The organism is Sporosarcina soli, assembly GCF_042655805.1.
In the GTDB taxonomy this organism is placed as follows: Bacteria; Bacillota; Bacilli; order Bacillales_A; family Planococcaceae; genus Sporosarcina; species Sporosarcina soli.
This window is the reverse complement of the sequence record NZ_JBHSNO010000018.1, coordinates 76,467-97,000: the sequence shown is the minus strand read 5'-3', so window position 1 is coordinate 97,000 and position 20,534 is coordinate 76,467. Positions and strand designations below refer to the sequence as shown.

Annotated in this window: 17 protein-coding genes; 13 read left to right on the top strand and 4 right to left on the bottom strand. The window is 44.4% G+C overall.

The annotated features are described in order from the left end of the window. Positions 1 to 137 precede the first annotated feature (137 nt). From ACFPRA_RS23540 to ACFPRA_RS23485, 12 genes are all read left to right on the top strand, one after another. On the top strand, positions 138 to 1,742 hold the full coding sequence (locus tag ACFPRA_RS23540; protein ID WP_381440218.1) for a BCCT family transporter: 1,605 nt from the start codon (positions 138 to 140) through the stop codon (positions 1,740 to 1,742). Between the two features lie 202 nt (positions 1,743 to 1,944). Continuing rightward, the gene (locus ACFPRA_RS23535) at positions 1,945 to 2,634 is read left to right on the top strand and encodes a GntR family transcriptional regulator (RefSeq protein ID WP_381440215.1); all 690 of its coding nucleotides are present in this window, start codon (positions 1,945 to 1,947) and stop codon (positions 2,632 to 2,634) included. Between the two features lie 14 nt (positions 2,635 to 2,648). Continuing rightward, positions 2,649 to 3,797, top strand: a complete 1,149-nt coding sequence (locus tag ACFPRA_RS23530; protein ID WP_381440213.1) for an LLM class flavin-dependent oxidoreductase — start codon at positions 2,649 to 2,651, stop codon at positions 3,795 to 3,797. A 2-nt stretch (positions 3,798 to 3,799) separates the two neighbouring features. Further along, positions 3,800 to 4,378, top strand: a complete 579-nt coding sequence (locus ACFPRA_RS23525) for an amino acid synthesis family protein (protein ID WP_381440211.1) — start codon at positions 3,800 to 3,802, stop codon at positions 4,376 to 4,378. After that, entirely contained in the window at positions 4,378 to 5,181 is an 804-nt protein-coding gene (locus tag ACFPRA_RS23520) for an alpha/beta fold hydrolase (protein WP_381440209.1), read from the top strand. The genes ACFPRA_RS23525 and ACFPRA_RS23520 overlap by 1 nt, the downstream gene beginning before the upstream one ends. Positions 5,182 to 5,194: 13 nt before the next feature. Continuing rightward, positions 5,195 to 6,691 (top strand): aldehyde dehydrogenase, encoded by a 1,497-nt coding sequence (locus ACFPRA_RS23515; RefSeq protein WP_381440207.1) that lies wholly within the window; start codon positions 5,195 to 5,197, stop codon positions 6,689 to 6,691. Between the two features lie 32 nt (positions 6,692 to 6,723). After that, a complete protein-coding gene (locus tag ACFPRA_RS23510) occupies positions 6,724 to 7,008 on the top strand; it encodes a hypothetical protein (protein WP_381440205.1) in 285 nt (94 codons plus the stop codon). Positions 7,009 to 7,032: 24 nt separating this feature from the next. Further along, on the top strand, positions 7,033 to 8,478 hold the full coding sequence (locus ACFPRA_RS23505) for an aldehyde dehydrogenase family protein (protein WP_381440202.1): 1,446 nt from the start codon (positions 7,033 to 7,035) through the stop codon (positions 8,476 to 8,478). Between the two features lie 11 nt (positions 8,479 to 8,489). Continuing rightward, entirely contained in the window at positions 8,490 to 8,795 is a 306-nt protein-coding gene (locus ACFPRA_RS23500) for a YciI family protein (protein WP_381440200.1), read from the top strand. Between the two features lie 40 nt (positions 8,796 to 8,835). Beyond that, positions 8,836 to 9,501, top strand: a complete 666-nt coding sequence (locus ACFPRA_RS23495; RefSeq protein WP_381440197.1) for a cysteine hydrolase family protein — start codon at positions 8,836 to 8,838, stop codon at positions 9,499 to 9,501. Positions 9,502 to 9,567: 66 nt separating this feature from the next. Further along, positions 9,568 to 11,010, top strand: a complete 1,443-nt coding sequence (locus tag ACFPRA_RS23490) for a cytosine permease (RefSeq protein ID WP_381440195.1) — start codon at positions 9,568 to 9,570, stop codon at positions 11,008 to 11,010. A 73-nt stretch (positions 11,011 to 11,083) separates the two neighbouring features. Then, positions 11,084 to 11,599, top strand: coding sequence for a flavin reductase family protein (locus tag ACFPRA_RS23485; protein ID WP_381440193.1), 516 nt, complete (start codon positions 11,084 to 11,086; stop codon positions 11,597 to 11,599). Positions 11,600 to 11,755: 156 nt separating this feature from the next. On the opposite strand, the gene ACFPRA_RS23480 is transcribed toward ACFPRA_RS23485, so the two are convergent. Continuing rightward, positions 11,756 to 13,588: a hypothetical protein gene (locus ACFPRA_RS23480; RefSeq protein WP_381440190.1), complete on the bottom strand. Its 1,833-nt coding sequence runs from the start codon at positions 13,586 to 13,588 to the stop codon at positions 11,756 to 11,758. A 728-nt stretch (positions 13,589 to 14,316) separates the two neighbouring features. Between ACFPRA_RS23480 and ACFPRA_RS23475 the strand changes: the two genes are divergently transcribed. Next, a complete protein-coding gene (locus tag ACFPRA_RS23475) occupies positions 14,317 to 14,955 on the top strand; it encodes a superoxide dismutase family protein (RefSeq protein WP_381440188.1) in 639 nt (212 codons plus the stop codon). Between the two features lie 77 nt (positions 14,956 to 15,032). On the opposite strand, the gene ACFPRA_RS23470 is transcribed toward ACFPRA_RS23475, so the two are convergent. From ACFPRA_RS23470 to ACFPRA_RS23460, 3 genes are all read right to left on the bottom strand, one after another. After that, positions 15,033 to 15,821, bottom strand: a complete 789-nt coding sequence (locus tag ACFPRA_RS23470; RefSeq protein ID WP_381440237.1) for a DUF2935 domain-containing protein — start codon at positions 15,819 to 15,821, stop codon at positions 15,033 to 15,035. 241 nt (positions 15,822 to 16,062) lie between these two features. Then, positions 16,063 to 17,241 (bottom strand): MFS transporter, encoded by a 1,179-nt coding sequence (locus ACFPRA_RS23465; RefSeq protein ID WP_381440186.1) that lies wholly within the window; start codon positions 17,239 to 17,241, stop codon positions 16,063 to 16,065. 163 nt (positions 17,242 to 17,404) lie between these two features. Further along, positions 17,405 to 20,491: an efflux RND transporter permease subunit gene (locus tag ACFPRA_RS23460; protein WP_381440184.1), complete on the bottom strand. Its 3,087-nt coding sequence runs from the start codon at positions 20,489 to 20,491 to the stop codon at positions 17,405 to 17,407. Between the last annotated feature and the right edge of the window lie 43 nt (positions 20,492 to 20,534).

The following is a 20,534-nucleotide window of genomic DNA, read 5'->3' as shown; positions in this document are numbered from 1 at the left end:
GCGTTTCCAGACATACAAGAGGGGTGAATTGTTTAGTATGTAAGGGGAATTGTCAAATAGCAATTCGGGAAATGGTGGTCGGATGTGGAACTGTAAATGGGAATGGTTCAAAAAAATGACCAATGGGAGGAAGTCAAATGACCAAAAATTATTGGCATCATATTAGGGAAAAGGTGGACTGGCCAGTATTTCTCTGGAGTGGCGGGGCACTCGTCACATTTGTGCTTTTGTCGTTTTTTCAAGTAGATATGGTGAGTAAATACGTCAATATCGGTTTTGATCTGTCAATCCGCTACTTTGGAGCGTACTGGCAATTACTGATGCTAGCTACCTTCGGAGTGGGGGCAGTGCTAGCCGTTTCAAAGTACGGGAATGTCCGACTTGGAAATACGAATAAACCGGAAATGAGCTATTTTAAATGGGTGGCGGTCATCATTACGACAGGACTCGGGGCCGGTGGTGTATTCTGGGCTGCTGGAGAGCCAATGTATTACTTTTTGGAAGTGCCGCCGATGCATAAAGGAATTATAGCCGGTACACAGGAGGCTATCGGCCCTGCACTCGCACAAAGCTATATGTCTTGGGGATTCACGGCATGGTCTGTATATGGTGCGATCAGTGCAATTATCTTGATCTATGCACATAACCATAAAGGAATGCCGTTAAAGCCGCGGACATTGCTATATCCGATCTTAGGCAAGAAAATTTTGACGAGCAAGTGGGGAACGGCTGCGGATGCATTTTGCATTATCGGGGCGGCAGCGGGAACAATCGGTCCGATTGGTTTTCTCGGTTTGCAAGTGAGCTATGGCGTCAATTCGGTATTTGGCATTCCCGATATATTCAGCACACAAGTTCTTATCATAGCCGGACTGACTGCGGTTGTTTTAGTGTCGACCTTGACGGGGATCGATAAGGGGATTCAGTGGTTAAGTAAACTCAATGTGAACATGGTCGTTATCATTGCGGTATTTTTGTTGATTTTCGGGCCTGGTTTGTTCATTATCGATTCTTTCATGTCCTCATTCGGAACGTATATGAGTGAGTTCATCAACATCAGTACATTCCGTGGTGATGAGGAGTGGCTTGGTTATTGGATGCTCTTTTTCTTTGGTTGGTTTATTGGATTCGGTCCGCTTGTTGCGTTGTTTGTCGCACGGATTTCAAAAGGTCGTAAAATCAGGGAAATATTTCTCGTTGTGGCGATTATTGCTCCGATTACAACGAACTTTTGGTTTACGGTTTTAGGGGGAACAGGCATTTTTTATGAACTGGGCAATGCAGGATCCGTTAGTGGGCCATTGTTGGATGGTGGACTACCGAGCGCAATTATCGCTATTGCAGGGCAAATGCCACTTGGTGCGATCATGCCAACTGTCTTTCTTGTGCTAACGACTCTTTTCGTTGTGACAACTGTCGATTCGATGTCTTACTCCATTTCGATGGGTGTCACTGGAGATGGAAATCCACCAAAAACGATTCGTGTATTTTGGGCAGTGATTATGGCAGTCATCGCAACGATTTTAATTAAAATTGGGGGCGGGGGCATTGGAGCCTTACAATCATTCATTGTTGTTGCAGCAGTTCCGATTTCCATTTTGATGTTGCCAACACTCTGGCACGCGCCGAAAATTGCAAAGCAGTTAGCGATCGAACAGGGCATTGTGGAAGAAAAGATAGATTCGGATGCGTCAGCTATCGGGGAGACAACCGCGTTAGCTAAAATGAAAAAAACAAGATGATGATTTATAACTTTCTAAATATTTATTGACATCTGAAAGTATAGATATTATACTGCCAATAGACCTTGCATGGTACATGGTACGAAATAAATTACGATTCTTTCATAGTTGGAAAGAGAATTTCTTGAAGCAGGAATACAAGGGGTCTTACTCAATTACACATTTATGTACCATGGTACATGGCACATAATTAAGAAAAGGGGTGTTCACCATTGCTAGCATTTTGACTACAAGCATTACAACCCAAGTAACGGATGCCATTCGCGTAGCAATTATTACGGGAGAATATGAACCAGGGAAACAGCTATCTGAAGCCGCGTTATCACAGTTTTATAAAGTGAGCCGAACGCCGGTCAGGGAAGCGTTAAAGCAATTGGAACGAGAAGGATTAGTGGAGATTATCCCACGGGTCGGAACATGTGTATTAAAGCCGACTGAAAGAGACTTGGATGAATTATTTACCGTAAAGGAAGCGATGGAAGGGCTGGCAGCCGGGATTCTTGCGGAAAACGGTAGCATGGAAGCAATCGAAAAAGTCCGTCAAGCTGTCGCTTCGATGGAAGTGGCCGTAGAGAAAAAGGATCATAATCTGTTTGTGGAAGCCAATAATCATTTTCATCAAGCAATCTTGGACGGTGCTGATAATTCCAAGTTAAGCTATGTACTCAATCTACTGCTCAATCAAATACCATATAATCGCTACGTTTATCTAAGTATAGACGTTCCCAATCGACTTGAAGTATCTCTGAAGGAACATCAAAACATTTTAGACGCTATTTTAAGCAAGGATCGGGAGACGGCTGAAAAAGCGATGCGAAATCACGTAAGAGCAAGTGCAATGGGATTAAAGAAGGGAATCGCTGAAAGACTTTACCAACAAACAGCCAAATAAGGGGGAAAACAGATATGAAGTTCGGAATTTTTGCTAATTTAGCTGGACCAGGTCGACATGGGGAGTACGACAAAGTATTGGATGAAGCACGGGAGCAAGCGATTTATTGCGATGAAAACGGTTACGATTCGATTTGGTATACGGAACACCACTTCGGTCATGAAGGCAATGAGTTGATTTCGAATCCACTGATGATCGGAGCGGATATCGCCGCACGAACGAAGAATATTCGGATCGGCCAGGCTGCAAACGTTGCGACATTTTGGCATCCATTACGATTGGCAGAAGATATTGCCATGCTGGATCAGTTGAGCAAAGGGCGAGTGGAGGTTGGATTGGCCCGAGGATTATACGGCCGCGAAGCAGCAAATTTGAATACGCTCGCAGATCCGACCAATCAAGCTCAAAACCGGGCTTTGTTCGAAGAAACCGTGGAAGTGATGAAAAAAGCTTGGTCCAACCGTTTCTTCTCGCATGATGGAGATATCTATAAGTTTCCTCCGGAAGGATTAAAGTGGAGTCATCCAATGAGCCCGCTTTCTTCAGAGTTCATGGATATGGAAAAGGGGGAAATCAATAAGATTTCAATTATGCCAGGTACATACCAAGGACGGATGCCGAACATCTGGCAAACAATCGATTCTCCGCGTTCCATTGAAATTGCTGCCGAAACCGGCATCAATGCGATGTTCTGGATGCCGACGGTGAAAGAGTTGAAAGGCCGTTTTGAACTCTATCGTGAAAAAGCTTCGAAAGCGCGTGGTTACGAAGTGCCTCTTGGGGAAGGAATTGCGCTTGTCCGCGATGTATATGTAGCGGAAACGATGGAACAAGCCCGTGAAGACGCGGCTGAAGCAGTACTTAACACATATCGCTGGATTTGCCATTGGAGAGGGCTTGGCAATCTGATGGATCCAGGTGAAGAAGTGAAAGCTGGCCAGGAATTAACGTATGACTTCCTGCATCCTCGGAACCTATTGTTCGGTACGCCAGAATATGTGACGGAAAAAATAAAAGAATTACAAGAAGAACTGAATGTACAAAATCTACTACTCTGGGTAAATCATAGTCATTTACCACATGAGAAGATGATGAAGAGCTTGAAATTATTCACAGAAGAAGTCATGCCAAATTTCACGAAAACTAAACAGGGGGTACTATAAACATGTTAGAAATCCGTAAAGTTTATACAGCGATTGAGGAAACACGAATTGAAGGTGGAAAGAATCTTGAAAATCCGATTAAGATGATCACAACGATGTTAGTGATGAAAAATCCTTGGGTCGAAAGAGGGTTTGTTGAAGATTTAATGCCAGAAATCAATGAATATGCGCCACAAATTGGTGAGTTATTGGTTTCAGAACTATTCAAGCATATTGACTCAGCAGACGATGTGGAAGCATTCGGGAAAGCCGCTGTAGTCGGTGTAGACGGGGAAATGGAGCATGCTTCTGCGTTCATCCATACTTTGAAGTTCGGTAACAAATTCCGCGACGCGGTGGAAGGGAAGAGCATCCTACCGTTTACGAATAAACGTGGCGGAGCAGGTACGGCTGTTCTTATTCCGATGGTCCATAAAAACGAAGATTCAAAACGCTCACATTTCTTAACATTTGAAGCAACAATTCCAGATGCACCAAGAGCTGATGAAATCGTTGTGGCAATTAGCGTATCGACAGGTGGACGTCCGCACCCTAGAACGGGAGATCGTCATCAAGATATGGTTGAAATGGGTCTCGTCTAATGCCAAAGATTACGTATGATCAAGGGACCATTCATTATCAAGAAAAAGGAACGGGTGAACCGCTCGTTTTCATACATGGAGTCGGCTTGGATCATGCAATGTGGGAGCATCAAGTGAATCGTTTGTCCGAACAGTATCGCGTAATTGTGTACGACATGATAGGACATGGGGGATCTTCGCATCCTCCTGGTCCTTATTCACTTTCTCAGTATGTCGAACAACTGGCTGCACTTGTAGATGGGCTGAGTCTTGAGAAAATCCACCTCGTCGGATTTTCGATGGGTGGGATGGTTGCGCAAGGGTTTGCATTGGCATACGAGGAGAAAATGAAAACGCTCACAATTATGAATGCAGTTGCGAATCGGACGGAAAAGCAACGACAAGCGATTCTCGCCCGGGTAGAAGAAGTGAGTGCAAATGGACCACAACCTACAATCGAACCAGCGATCCAACGATGGTTCACCTCCGATTATCTTAAGGAACAGGAGGGAGTTGTAAGTCAAATCCGTGCAAGGCTTCAGACCAACAATCCATCCTCTTATCTGGCGGCGTATACGTTGTTTGCAACGGCCGATCAGGAACTTTGGGATAAATTGGACCAAATTATAGTACCGACACTCGTCATCACTGGAGAAGAGGATGTCGGTTCTACACCTGAAATGGCACAACAAATCCATGAGAAAATTGCGGCTTCCGAATTGCTGATTGTTCCTACGATGAGGCATATGCTGCCAGTCGAAAGGCCTGATATCGTCAACGAAGCAATTCATTCATTTATCGAAAGAACCGTGTATGTTAGATAAAGGAGATGAAGATTTGACTGAACTAGTAACAGGGCTAAAAACGTACGATATGTATATAAATGGCGAGTGGACGGCATCCTCAAGCGGGGAGTACTTTCCAAGCTATAATCCGGCAACGGGAGAGGCTTGGTGCCGTGTAGCAAAAGGTACGGCTGAAGATGTGGATCGGGCGGTGCAAGCTGCACACCAAGCGTTTGTGAATTCTGAGTGGACCCATATGACCTATACCGAGCGAGGGAAGCTTGTCAGGAAATTGGGAGAATTGATTGCTCAAAATGTCGAAGAACTGGCACAGTATGAGACGCTTGATAATGGAAAGTTGATCCGTGAAATGCGTGGGCAATTAAACTACTTACCTGAATTCTACTATTATTATGCGGGCCTTGCCGATAAAATCCACGGCCAGACGCTGCCAATGGATAAACGGGATATGTTCGCTTTTACAACGAGAGAACCGCTTGGCGTTGTCGCCGCCATCACACCATGGAATTCACCGCTTTATTTGACAACATTAAAGTTAGCACCTGCACTCGTAGCTGGCAATACAATTGTCATTAAGCCGTCTGAAATGACATCAGCTTCTTTACTTGAACTGATGAAGCTTGTGGAAGAAGCTGGATTTCCTCCGGGTGTGGTCAATGTGGTGACTGGATATGGGATGCCGGTAGGTGACACGTTGACATCTCATCCACTTGTAAGACGGGTTGCGTTTACGGGAGGTCCGGAGTCTGCTCGACATGTTGTCCGGAATACGGCTGAGAACTTCGCGCAAGTGTCGCTTGAGCTTGGTGGAAAATCACCGAATATCGTTTTTGAGGATGCAAACCCTGATAATGCAGCGATGGGCATCATTGCTGGAATATTCGGAGCGACGGGGCAAAGCTGTGTTGCCGGATCAAGAGCCTTTTTACACGTAGATATCTATGACCAAGTCATGGAGAGACTTGTTGACCGTGTTTCAAAAATTACGATTGGTGATCCGCTCTCTGATCGTACTGAAATGGGGCCGCTTGCAACAGAAGCACAGTTGAAACGAGTGGAAGAATACGTATCTATCGGGGAAGCGGAAGGTGGAAAAATTGTTATCGGCGGTAAAAAACCGAAGCACTTGGAAAAAGGATGGTATTTTGAACCGACGATTTTCGAACATCCGGATAACCGAGCACGTATTACAAAGGAAGAGATTTTCGGTCCTGTATTAAGTGTCATTCCATTTAAAGAGGAAGCTGAAGTCATCGAGTTGGCAAACAGTACGGATTATGCATTAGCGGCTGGTATTTGGGCAAGCGATATTGCAAAAGCACACCGCGTGGCAAAGGCTGTCCGAGCAGGTATTGTTTGGGTAAATACCTACCGGAGTATATCGCCTATTGCACCAATCGGTGGTTCCGGTCTAAGTGGACATGGTCGAGAAAGCGGTTTTGATGCAATTTACGAATATACACAAAGTAAAGTTGTTTGGGTGAATACATCCTCCGAAGCGATACCTGATCCATTCATCATGCGCTAAAGCCTATCTTCATCAGGAAAGGAGAAATCGACATGCCTATCGACAAAATGATTCATTTGCCGGATTTGTCTTTCATCCGTCTATGCAACGAAGAGTATGGCATAAACAGAGGACTCTATAATACGATTGATCTATTTTTTTACGAACGTGGCTTCGAACGAATTGTAGATAGAAGAAGAAATATACTCTACTTTCTTGAACACATCCAAAAAAATACAGATTTTAAAAATAATCGTGCCAAATTTGGAAGTGGTGGATTGAAGATAAAAATCGATGAATATCTTGTTGAGCTCGAGAAAAATAGAGTAGCAATCTAATAGAGGAAGAAGGTTATCTAAATCATGACGGAGTCGATCACAAGTGTAAAGAAGCAGCATCTTCTTATTAACGGCGAGTGGGTGGAAGCAGGAGAATATAGCCCGCTTCGCTCACCTTATTCAGGCGAAATCATTGCAGAGGTACCGATGGCAACAGCGGCAGAAACAGAGTTGGCAATCGAAGCAGCTGTGAACGCGCGACAAGAGATGGCGAAAATGCCGGCTCATAGACGCGCAGAGATTTTGGAAAATTTAGTTCATTCTTTGCAGGAAAGAGCTGAAGAAGCAGCGGAAATCATAGCTTTAGAAGCGGCAAAACCGATTGCGACAGCAAGAGGCGAAGTGAGCCGTACAATTGAAACATATAAGTTTGCTGCAGAGGAAGCGAAACGTATCCATGGCGAAACACTTCCCTTGGATGCCGCTCGCGGCGGGGAAAATCGCCTCGCTTATACAGTGCGTGAACCGATCGGTGTCATTGGCGCGATCACGCCTTTCAATTTTCCAATGAATTTAGTTGCCCATAAAGTCGGACCAGCAATCGCAAGCGGCAATACGATTGTCTTAAAGCCGGCATCGCAAACACCGCTATCCTCGTTCTTTATCGCGGAACTACTTCTAGAAGCGGGATTGCCGAAAGGGGCGCTTAACGTTGTGACGGGAAGCGGCAGAGTAACCGGTGACAAGCTCGTGACGGACGATCGAGTCAGTATGATCACATTTACAGGAAGCCCGGCGGTCGGGATCGGCATACGAAGCAAGGCAGGCTTGAAGAGAGTCACGTTAGAGCTTGGTTCCAATGCGGCTGTGATTGTCGATAAGGACATTGACCTTGATAAAATCATTCCACGTTGTGTAACCGGCGCTTTCGCTTTTCAAGGCCAAGTTTGTATTGCTTTGCAACGCGCGTATGTCCATGAAGATGTCTACGAAGAGTTCGTTGGAAAACTTGTAGAAGAAACGAAAAAGCTCGTCATCGGGAATCCATTCGACGAACAAACGGATGTATCCGCACTTATTTCAGCCGGGGATGTAGAACGGACCCTCAGCTGGATAGAAGAAGCGAAAAACCATGGAGCAAAAGTTGTAGCAGGTGGCCATGCAGAAGGAAATATACTCTATCCTACGATTATCCTTGAGGCGGATGCAGCATTGAAAGTGTCTTGCAACGAAGTGTTCGCTCCGATCGTTGTCGTCAATAAAGTGAGAAATGTAGAACAAGCGATTGAACAAGTAAACGACTCGCGCTATGGGCTGCAAGCAGGAATTTACACAAATGATGTAACAACAGCCTTGAATGCGGCAGATCAGTTATTTGTCGGCGGCGTGATGATCAACGATATTCCGACATTTCGGGTGGATAATATGCCATACGGCGGTGTGAAGGAAAGTGGTACAGGTCGTGAAGGATTAAAATATGCGATAGAAGAAATGACTGAAATGAAACTGGTCGTTTGGAACCGGAATTAGGAGGCAAAAGTATGGCGTATTATGCGGCATTGTTGCACATGGTGAATCCTGAGAAAAATGCTCAGGTTCTTCCCCGTCATATTGCTTATTTGGAAGATTTAGAAGCTCAAGGGAAAATTTTTGCGCGAGGGCCCTTTACGGATGGAACTGGCGGCCTCGTCGTCTATATTGCAGACACCTATGAGGAAGCTGTCGAAATGGCAGAAGCAGATCCACATATCGTGGAGGAAGTGCGTCGGTTGGAGTTAAAGGAATGGAAAGCCATTTCAACATTTCAACAACAAGGTGAAAAATTACAGGCAAATAACAGAACGTAAATCTTGCATGGTACATGGTAAGCCGGGAGGTGTCCAATAAATGAATGAAAAGAATACAGCTTTACTCTTGATAGACCTTCAAAAAGAAGGCGGAACGTCAGATGTGGTTGGAATGGATGCAATCATCGAAAAAACGGTAGCTCTCATAAAGCAATGCCGGAGGAAGGGAATACCGATCATTTATACGCGCCATTTAAATCGAGGAGATGCGGTCGGGCTTGCCAACCGGGAGCCGTTGAATGAAAAAGGGGAACCGCTCTACTACCATACGGGTACAGAGGCAATCGACATAATGGAAGAAGTGAAACCTGAACCTGGCGATATAATCATCGATAAGTACAGATATAGCGGTTTCCATGAATCGAGCTTGGAGCTGATGCTAAAAAGCTTACAGGTCAATCACTTGATTATCGGCGGTGTGTTGACGGATGTCTGTGTGATCTCAACAGCAATGGATGCTTACTATCGGAATTATCAGATTAACCTTGTCAAAGATATGTGCGGGACAACGACTGAAGGTGCACATATGGCAGCAATCCTTATGATGGCGAATTGGATTTATGATATTGAAATTTATGACACACATCAACTGATTAACAAGTTGTCAGGCGAAGAATACCATGTTTGGAAATCTGATGGACCTGATGAATTGCCGTTTACACCCGATAATCTGCGAAGAGTTTTTGATAAATTAACAGTTGACTGACATCTAAGGATCTACTACACAATGCTTTCTGAAACAACACGAATTTTGTAAAGGGGGAAGAGATGTATGAAGGCTGCGGAAAAAGTAGAAGCAAATGTGGGAGTAGAAGCCTTTGAGCAAGCTATTAATGGCGATGAAGTAGTCACAGAAGAACATTACGCAACTGAAGAAGTTCCGATGAGTCAGAGAAACATAGGTTTCTTTGACATGATCGCAATCTGGGTAGGGGCGAACTCAAATAATGCTTCTTGGTATGTAGGGGGAACGGTAGCCGGAATGGCATTTGCTGGTGCAATTGCAGTCACAATGATTTCAAACCCTTTCGCCTACCTAGTGCTCGCACTCGTTGGCTACATGGGCTATAAAGTAGGGACGTCCACCATGGCACTAACAAGACCTGCTTTTGGAATTAGGGGGAGCCTTCTCCCTACAGTTTTAAATACAATCGTCTTTCTAGGCTGGGCAGTCGTCAATACGTTTATAGCCGTCATTTCGATGAGTTTTATTTTAAAAGATTTATTTGGCTGGCCTGCTTTTGGCGAGCCGGGCAGCGCAGGGCCGATGATATTCGGTATTATCCTCATGAGCTGCTTAAACTTATTAGCTGTTTCATTAGGCAGAAACTCCATAAAAATAGCTGAAAGAATCGGTATTGTTTTAGTGCTCGCATTAGGTATTTGGATTACGATTGTCGTCTTGAGTACACATCCATTGTCCGCCATTATGAGCTGGAGGCCACCTGCTGAGGCGGTTATGCCTGTAGGGAAAGCAGTGGATATCATGGCTGCATTCAGTTTAGCATGGGTTCTTGGGATTGCCGAGTTTACACGCTATACGCGCTCCGCAAAGACAGCAACGGTCGCTCCACTGATCGGTGCGTGCGTTTCACTCATGTGGTTTGCATTTATCGGCATTATCGCTACAATCGGTTCAGCGATTACGACGGGCGTTTACAATCCAGAGAATTCGGATCCAAGTTCACTTGTGACGAATCTCGGACTTGGTTGGTTTGCGCTCGTACTGATTGTTGTAGCATGTATTACGACCAATGTCGTGAATTTGATGGCGGCAGGGATTTCAATAACGAATGTAACGAAGAAAATCAAACCGCTGCACTCCATTTGGCTCGTTACGGTCTTAGCTGGAGTATTCATGCTCGTACCACTTTATCTGGCTAGTTTCTTAGATACGTTTATGGGTTTCTTAGAGTATATCGGCATGGTGTTAAGCGCGTTGCTCGGAGTGTTAGTGGCAGATTATTACTTTGTCCAAAAGCGTTCCTATGACGTAAAAGAATTTGAAAAAGTAGGCGGGAAGTATTGGTATTCAAAAGGGATTAATTTAAGAGCTGTAGCAGTGTGGGCATTCGGCGTGGTGTTCTTCTTAATGGTTCGTGACTCCGCCTTATTGGGGGGGTCAGTCGGCGCTGTATACCCAACGATCTTAATAACAGCATTGCTCTACTGTCTCATCTCATTGCCTAGACGGAAAGCTACAAATTTATTGTAAGGACGAAAAGATAAGGGTTGTCTAAAATTTTGATGAATTAATTCTCAATAGAATTGAAAAGGGGAGAACAAGCATGCAAAAAGCAGAACAACAAGAGTTATTCAAACAAATTATGGGGAATTACCCAACAGGCGTAACCATTGTGACAACAACGGATGAGAACGGAAAGCCTGTCGGGTTGACAGTGAATTCGTTTGCTTCCGTGTCTTTGGATCCACTTATGTTGCTTTGGTCCATCGATCATCGCGTGTCATCGTTGAAAGCGTTTACGGAAGGTGGGAAATTCGCCGTGCACGTCTTAGCCGGTGAACAACAGGAACTTTGTAAAACGTTTGCAAGTAAAGTCGAGGATCGATTTAGCGGTTGTGACTGGAGCCTTTCTGAAAACGGTTTACCGATTCTTGACGGCGCGTTTGGAGTCTTTGAATGTAAAACATTTAAAGCGATTGAGGCGGGAGATCATACGGTTTTAATCGGCGAAGTCATCGATCTTCAAGTTACGCCGGAAAAAGATCCGATGCTTTACCATCGTAGAGTTTTCGGACCAATACCGGAAGAGTTCTACACGCCGAAACAACCTGTTTTGTAGGTTCAGATTACAGAGAACTAAAACCCTTGGAAACTTCATCATTAAGAAGTTCCAAGGGTTTTAAAGTTTCTCAATTTGAGCAACCATAAGTGATACGGTTCAGGCAGGGAATGCTAGTACGCCCTGTTAAGTGTTTTATTTAATTGTTATGTTATTTTATTTTTTCAACGTGCCGAATAAAGAGCCATATGCTGTAACAACTTGTTGGTAATAACCAACTAACGTGTCCCATACTGTTGTTTGAACCGGAGCGTCAGCTTCTTCGTCCAGAGCAGGTTCTTCAGCTGTTTCTTCACCTTCAGCCGGAACTTCAGTATCCTCTTCGCCTAGGGCAGGTTCTTCAGCTGTTTCTTCACCTTCAGCCGGAGCGTCAGTTTCATCTTCTTCCAGAGCAGGTTCCTCTGCAGTGTCATTACCTTCAGCCGGAACTTCAGTATCCTCTTCGCCTAGGGCAGGTTCTTCAGCTGTTTCTTCACCTTCAGTCGGAGCGTCAGTTTCATCTTCTTCCAGAGCAGGTTCCTCTGCAGTGTCATCACCTTCAGCCGGAGCGTCAGTATCCTCTTCGTCTAGTGCAGGCTCATCAGCTGTCTCTTCACCTTCAGCTGGAGCGTCAGTTTCATCTTCGTTCAGAGCAGGTTCCTCAGCCATGTCGTCACCTACGGCTGGAGCGTCAGTTCCTACTTCGTCAAGAATAGGTTCTTCTGCAGCTTCCTCATCCACTGGTAATATTAGACCAAGATGATCTTGGATAAGGAAATCGTAGTAATCAATTAAACTTCCGTAACTTTGTAGGATAGATCTATATTCATTTACCAGTTCATCTGTTATAATAACGCTATCGTTGGATTGGTCAGTTGATGTCGTATCTTCATTGATACTATCGTCAGCTGGCCTTTCTGTTTCTTCTTCATTTGTACCTTCTTCACCAGCAGGCTCTTCTTCAACCCCAGTTTCGTCCGCAGGATCCTCTTCGTTAACAGGAGCATCTGTTGTGTCTTCATCGACTCCAGGAAGCTCAATAGTATCCTCTTCGTCGACCGGAGCATCTGCAGCTTCGTCTTCGTCAACAGGGTTCTCTGTTGTATCTTCATCGACTGGAGCATCCGTAGCTTCGTCTTCTTCAACAGCATCCTCTGTAGTGTCTTCGTCGACCGGAACATCTATAGCTTCGTCTTCGTCAACAGCATCCTCTGTTGTATCTTCATCGACCGGAGCATCCGTAGCTTCGTCTTCGTCAACAGGGTTCTCTGTTGTATCTTCATCGACCGGAGCATCTGTATCTTCGTCTTCGTCAACAGGGTTCTCTGTTGTATCTTCATCGACTGGAGCATCCGTAGCTTCGTCTTCGTCAACAGCATCCTCTGTAGTGTCTTCGTCGACCGGAACATCTATAGCTTCGTCTTCGTCAACAGCATCCTCTGTTGTATCTTCGTCGACCGGAGCATCCGTAGCTTCGTCTTCGTCAACAGCATCCTCTGTAGTGTCTTCGTCGACCGGAGCATCTGCAGCTTCGTCTTCGTCAACAGGGTTCTCTGTTGTATCTTCATCGACTGGAGCATCCGTAGCTTCGTCTTCGTCAACAGCATCCTCTGTAGTGTCTTCGTCGACCGGAACATCTATAGCTTCGTCTTCGTCAACAGCATCCTCTGTTGTATCTTCGTCGACTGGAGCATCTGTTGTATCGTCTTCATCAACCGGCACATCCGTTGCCTCATCATCCGAAGTATCATCATTCGGTGCCGCTGCCAGCCAATTTTTACTTGCAATCGTACGCATTATTTTTCCTTTTTCAGGTGAGCCCGGGATGCTAGTGGCATAAGATGAAACCTCTGCACCATGATTTTTAAACGCAGTAGTGTCTTCTTTTTCAGCCGCAAAAGCTGATCCGCCCGCTCCGAAAATAGCAGCAGTTAGCATTGAGGTAGACATGACAAACGGTAAAATCTTCTTATTCGTGCTTTTCTCTTTTGAATTCGTCTCTTTAACCATGAATCATCAAACTCCCTTTTTGCATTTTTTTAAACTTGATTCAGCAGCAGTCCACCACTTCTATAAGTGGCGGGGTGAATACCGGAAGGCATTTCAATTAGGACGAGTCCCAAATCCCTGTAGCTGACGCTTCGCTTTCAGTACAAAAAATTTGCTGATTAGAGGAACTCAGGCTAAGGTCGCCGCGTCCTGCGGCAACGCCTGAGTGACCAACATCCTGTTGGCCCTAGCCTCCGGCGGATGTCACAGATTTTGAATCGTTATGTACACCTACCTCCTTCACAAGCAATGGATTAAATCAGGGTCAGTTTTTTTATATCCGACGGTTGTCCAACGGATCATTTAGCAGCGCCCCGTCTGCTTGATAACAACAATAACAAAAGAAAATAACAAGAGGGTAACAATCAAGTAACAACTTTCCATGGAAATATTAACCTTTGTCATAATGAAAAAATATTCCGAGAGTCCTAGATACTGTATGAAAAAAGGCTAAAAAGAAGGTCCATTCTAATAGACTCGCTTCCTTTGCTCCAGTTTCTTCCTTTTGGGGGAGACCTCGCAAAAGGCTATACCAATGCATTGTGTTACTTTTTTGACAACTCAATTAGGTGGTCTAAACGATCCAACGTTATTCGGGGTTAAATATTACAGACATAAATTTATGTTTAATTTTTGAGAAAGAGTGAATTGTAAAGATGTTAATAAACTAATAAAAGGAGCGTGTGAAAATGAAAAAGTGGTTCTTTACAATTTCCTCAATTGTTCTTGTCTTGGGTCTTGGAGCGTGTGGTGATGAAGCGGATGACGCGGCACCGGATAGGGAAGCGGATGAAGTGAAGGAAGAGGAGAACTTGGAAGTGGGCGATGTTGATAATCCGAATCCATCTGATATGAACGGGACGGGGGAGGGAGAGCTTTCATCCGCGACTGCTGACTTGATAGATACGAATGGAAAATCGGTCGGTGTCGCGGAATTGGCTGAGGAAGAAGATGGTGTACGTGTGAAGGTGAATGTAACTGGCTTACCTGAAGGGGTGCATGGTTTTCATTTCCATGAGATCGGGAAATGTGAAGCTCCGGATTTTGAGTCGGCTGGCGGTCATTTCAACCCGACTGGCGCCGATCATGGATTGGAGAACGAAAGTGGCCCACATGCAGGTGACCTACCCAATCTTGAGGTGGGGGCAGACGGGACTGCAGATGAAGAGTTTTTAGTGGAACTTGTTACGCTGGAAAGTGGACAAGACAACTCATTATTGCGTGAAGATGGGACAGCGCTTGTCATCCATGCTGAAGCGGACGATGGAAAAACACAGCCATCCGGAAATTCCGGTGATCGTATTGCTTGTGGGACTGTAGAAAAATAGTTCTAACAACGATAAACACCTTCTTCACAGAAATGAATCTGTGAAGAAGGTGTTTTGCTTAATTCATTAACGTTTTTCTATGATTTGGTTAAACTTGCCTCAAACAGATCGATGATTTCAATAAATCTTTCAGCTTCTCTGAAAGTATGGTCAGCCAGAAGAGGATGAATATTACTCTTGATACGACATGCTTCGATTAAGTCTCGTGCGGTTTTTTTGAAGTCTCGTAACGAAACGACGGATACTCGATTCTGATCTAAAAATTGATCCAGTAAAGGCTCCGTTTCGGATTGAGGACGCATCGAATCTAGGTCGATCGCTTGGAAAAGTAGTTGGTCAAAGTCATGGCTAAATTCTCTTGCTTGATCGACTAATTTTCGCTCTGATGGGTCTAACAAATGCCCAATGAACTTCGCATGATCAGCCATAATTCTCAAAAAGAACACATTCTCTTCAACAATTGCATCTGGAAGGGGCGTTATTTTTCCTTCATTAAGTTCTTTTAGTCGATTCGCAAAATAGGCAGCTTCTCGACTAATATGGTCAACTAACAATGGCATATTATTTGTTAGGATTTTGCAACTCAGGATCAAACCTAATACTTTTCGTTTGTAAGCCCAAATGGAAGCAGCGGCTTGATAAACTTCAATATTAAATGCTTTAACTTGTTGTGGATCTGAGTTTAACGAAAACCTGCTCAACTTCTCTTCAATACGTTCAAAAATAGCGATAAACTGCCGTGCTTCATTAATTAGTTGTTGTTGCTCATACGTAAAGCCTAAACTCAAAAATAATGAATGCTCTTTCATAATCCTAGACCAAAACTGAATTTCATCTAATGATCTAGCAACAAATGAATGATTGATTGAAACCCCTCCCTTGATTTTGCTCCTCTATCTATAAGTTATGCTTGTTTTCTAAATCAATACCTACATATAGAAATCTTGTGAAAAATATAGCATCCACAGTGATGTCAGTAAGTTGAAATGATTTTTTTTGATAGAAACATGAAAGGGATCTTGCGAAACAAGACATCTTAAAGCTCAGCGTCAGTCAATTACACCAAGGAGTAATTGATCCAATAAGATTGCCCGGCGAACCTGATTTCTACGTCATCGTTCTTAACCGAGTCGTTACAAAAAGAGAAAGAACAGAAAAAGCGGCAATGATCGCGACCACCCCGAGCCAACCGAAGTGATGATAAAATGTCCCGCTTGTGGTACCTCCGACGCTTCCTCCTAAATAGTAGAAAAATAAATACAATGCGGCGGCTTGCGCCCGATCCTCTTTCCCTAATTCCCCGACCCAACTACTGGCGATGGAATGGGCGGCGAAAAAGCCGAAAGTAAAGATTGCAATCCCGATAATTTTGAGCCATAAATTGAGCTGTAAAGTGATGCAAACCCCGATGAATAAAATCAATAGCGCTAACAGTAAAATCTTCCGTTTACCATGTAGGTCTGCTAACATCCCCATCCATGTCGAACTGAATGTACCGACAAGATAGACGATGAAAATAAACCCGACTAAGGTTTGACTAAGTGAATAAGGCGGTTGAATGAGTTCAAAGCCGATATAGTTATATAAAGAAACAAATCCGGCTTGCAATAAAAAACCGATCAAAAAAAGATGCGGAAGGCCGGGTGTTTTAAAAGTGCCCAACAATGAGGTTGCGAAGTGTTTGAGTTGTAATTTATGCGCTATGAAATGTGTTGAAGGAGGAAGGAACAACCAGAAAATGATCGTTGCCAATAAACTGACGATCCCGATCCCCATTAAGGCAATATGCCAATTGAAATAATCGGTTAAAAAGCCATTGATGATCCGGCCTGCCATTCCGCCAACTGAATTACCACTAATGTATAAACCCATTGCCAAGCCTAAACTTTTCCGTTCAATCTCCTCGCCTAAATAAGCCATTGCGACTGCTGGAAGCCCGGCTAATGTGATCCCCTGCAATATTCGACATAAAATCAGCAAAGAGAAAGTGGGGGCAAACCCCGTTAAGATAGCGAGGATAGATGAAGCTATTAGAGAAATAGCCATGATGTTTTTACGGCCATATTGATCTGACAAAGAACCGATGAGTAAAAGACTGATTGCCAGCGTTATGGTCGTAGTTGTGAGACTCAAACTGGCCATTGCGGGTGTTAGTTGAAATTCTTTTGCGATATCGGGAAGTAAAGGCTGAGTTCCCCATAGTATGGCAAATGTGCAAAATCCACCGGCAAATAAAGCGATGTTGACCTTTTTAAACTCGGTAGTGCCACGTTGAATATAGGTCATAGATGATATTACTCCTTTGATTGTTGTTGAAAACTGAATTGAATAACACTCATCATACGCTTCATTATACAGGACTTCCAATGGATAATTTGCATCAATACCATGCTTTAAGAACATCAAACGAAAAAGCTCCGGACATCTATGGAGAGGCCCGGAGCTTTTGTTAGTTTTCGTCTATTTCTTTACGGTTTTTCTTGAACAGTTTCGAGAGGATTTCGTAGACAATCGGCACGACAATCAATGTCAATAATGTCGAGCTGACCAATCCGCCTATGACGGTAATGGCGAGTCCTTTGGAAATCAGACCACCACCGGCACCTGATTCGACCGCTAATGGGATGAGCGCTCCGATTGTGGCGATGGCTGTCATTAGAATTGGACGCAACCGTGTTTTACCAGCTTCTAAGACGGCTTCACGCATCGTCATGCCATCGCGTTCCATTCGAACGATGCGGTCCACGAGCACAATCGCATTCGTGACAACAATTCCAATGAGCATTAAGAGACCCATCATGACGGATACGGAAATCGTTTCATCTGCAATCAATAGGCCGACAAATGAGCCGATCACTGCAAATGGTAACGAAAATAGGATGGCAAATGGTGCGACACCTTCACGGAATGTGACAACCAAGATGAAATACACAATGGCGATTGCCGCAAGCATGGCTACGATCAATTGCGTAAAGGTTTCTTGCATATCAGCAGCTGCACCGGCAACCCCGATTGTCACGCCCTTCGGCAAATTCAGTTGCTCAATTGCTTGATCGACTTCAGCTGTCGCTTTCGAAATATCTGCGCCGATCACAGTGCCGGAAACAGTAGCGTAGTATTCACCTTTACTGCGTGTCAGCGTATTTAACGTTGTTCCTTCCTCGACGGTGACAAGCTCGGAAAGTTTCATCGTCGTACCGAGCGCTGTGGGGACTTCCGTTGCTAACAGATCGTCAATCGATTTCGGTTGTGCAGCCTGTTCTTGCTGCACGATCACTTGTAAGGTGTTTCCGTCTTTTTCAACAGTCGTTAGAACGTCTTCGGTTTGCATCGGGTTGAGCAACATGACGATTTGACCTGTTGACAAACCGTACTGTAGGAGCTCGTCTTGTTCAACGTTGAACGTATACTCGATGTATGCATCCTCTGAAGTTGAAGACACCTTTTCCAAACCAGTATTTTTTTGCATGACGCCTTCGACCAATTTGACTGCTTCATTCAGTTTGTCTAAGTCCTCGCTATAAAAAGTGTAGCTCACTTCGTTTGTTGCCATGGACATGGAAGTGAAGTTCTGGCTTTTCCATTCGCCTGATTGGCCAATATTGAACACATAGTCTTCAATTTCGGCGCGCGCTTCCGGAAAATCCTTCATGTCCGGGTCAAAGATCAAGTACATGAGCGCGCCACCTGCGCCGCCGCCCATCATGGCTGACATTGTATCGCCATTCTCCGTTATGGACAATTGGACGATATCAATATCATCACGTTTTAATAAATTTTCTTCCACTACTTCGATATTTGCTAATGTCTCTTCTTTCAATTCGCCTGCTTCTGGTGTGTATGTTAAGTACATCACTTTTTCCTCATCGCTGCCCATGAAGCTGAAACCGATCAATGGCGTTAACGCCACGCTTCCTGCTAATAGGACAACGGCAACGAGTGAAGTGATAATCTTATGGCTAAGCGTCCAGTTTAGAATCCGCTTATACCCATTGGCTAATTTCCCGGCTTCTTTATGGTTACTTTCTGTTTTCTCTCCGTATAATTTCTTTTTGAATAAGAAATGGGAGAGTGCAGGGACGATTGTTATCGCGACGATTAACGATGCGACAAGCGCAAATGTCATCGTCAATGCGAATGGCATGAACAATTCGCCGACCATACCGCCGACGAAGACAAGTGGTGCGAATACAGCGATTGTCACGATAGTCGAAGACATGATAGGTTTGAACATTTCAATCGTTGCCTCACGAATGAGTGCTCGTCCTGACAATTTTTCTGATTTCAAATGCAGACGTCGGTAAATGTTCTCCACCACGACGATGGAGTCATCGATGACCCGGCCGATGGCGACGGTGATCGCACCAAGTGTCATCATATTCAACGTGATGTCCATCCAGTTCAAGAGTAACAAAGCCATGAAAATGGACACAGGGATGGAAACGATCGAAATGATTGTCGATTTGAAATCGCGTAAGAAGAGAAGGATGATCAGAACAGCGATTAAACCACCGAAGAGCGCTTTTTCAATCATGGTACCGATCGATGCTTCAATAGGTGCACCTTGGTCAAGGGTGACATCGATGACTAGGCCATCGATTTTCGCCTGTTCTTCTTGGATTAAATCTTTGACATCGTTGACGACATCGACAGTATTGGCTTGTTGTCCTTTGACGATTTGAATCGCAATCGCATCTTCGCCGTTCGTACGTGATACGGATTGTACTTTGCCGACTACTTCAATTGTGGCGATGTCTTCGAGTTTCACGAATGGGGACGGAGTGGTCGCTGTCGGTGTAATCGGGATGAGCATTTCTTTTAGTTCATCCGCAGTCATGAACTTCCCGTCAATTGCGACCGCTTGTTCACCTTCTTCAAATTCGTATAAGCCCAATGAGACAGCTAAGTCGTTTGCTTGGATCATTTGTTTGACGGTCTCTTCAGTGATACCAAGTTCAGCCATTTTTGCATCATTGTATGTCAGTTGGACTTCTTCGATATGCTGACCCGAAATGGTAGCCGAAGCGACACCGTCGATTTTCTCGATTTTCGGTAGCAAACCTTCTTCAACAGTTGCTGACAAATCTACTATATCCTCTGTAGAACTACTGACACTCAATGCGACGACGGGCATCATGTTCATGCTGATGGCTGTAATGTTCGGCGCTTGTGCTTCTTCAGGCAAAGTCACCCCGTCGAGCGCGGACGCCAACTCGCGTTTCGCCTCATCCATATCGACCCCATATTCATACTCCACTTGGATGTTTGCCATATTGGAATAGGAATTGGAGTAAACGGCTTTGACGTTTTCCAGGTTTTCGATCGTTTTTTCTAACGGAATGGACACCTCTTCCATGACTTGTTCAGGAGTTGCCCCTGGATAGACATCCATGACCATCAAGTATGGAATTGAAATATCAGGAATGGTCTCTGTTTTCATTTGAGTTCCTGAGTATATGCCTGATGCGGTAATAATGATTGTTAGCAACCATACCGCCAATTTATTATTTAACACGAAATTGACTAAACTTTTCACGTTTACACCTACCTCAAATTGACTTGGATCATGCAGTTATTTA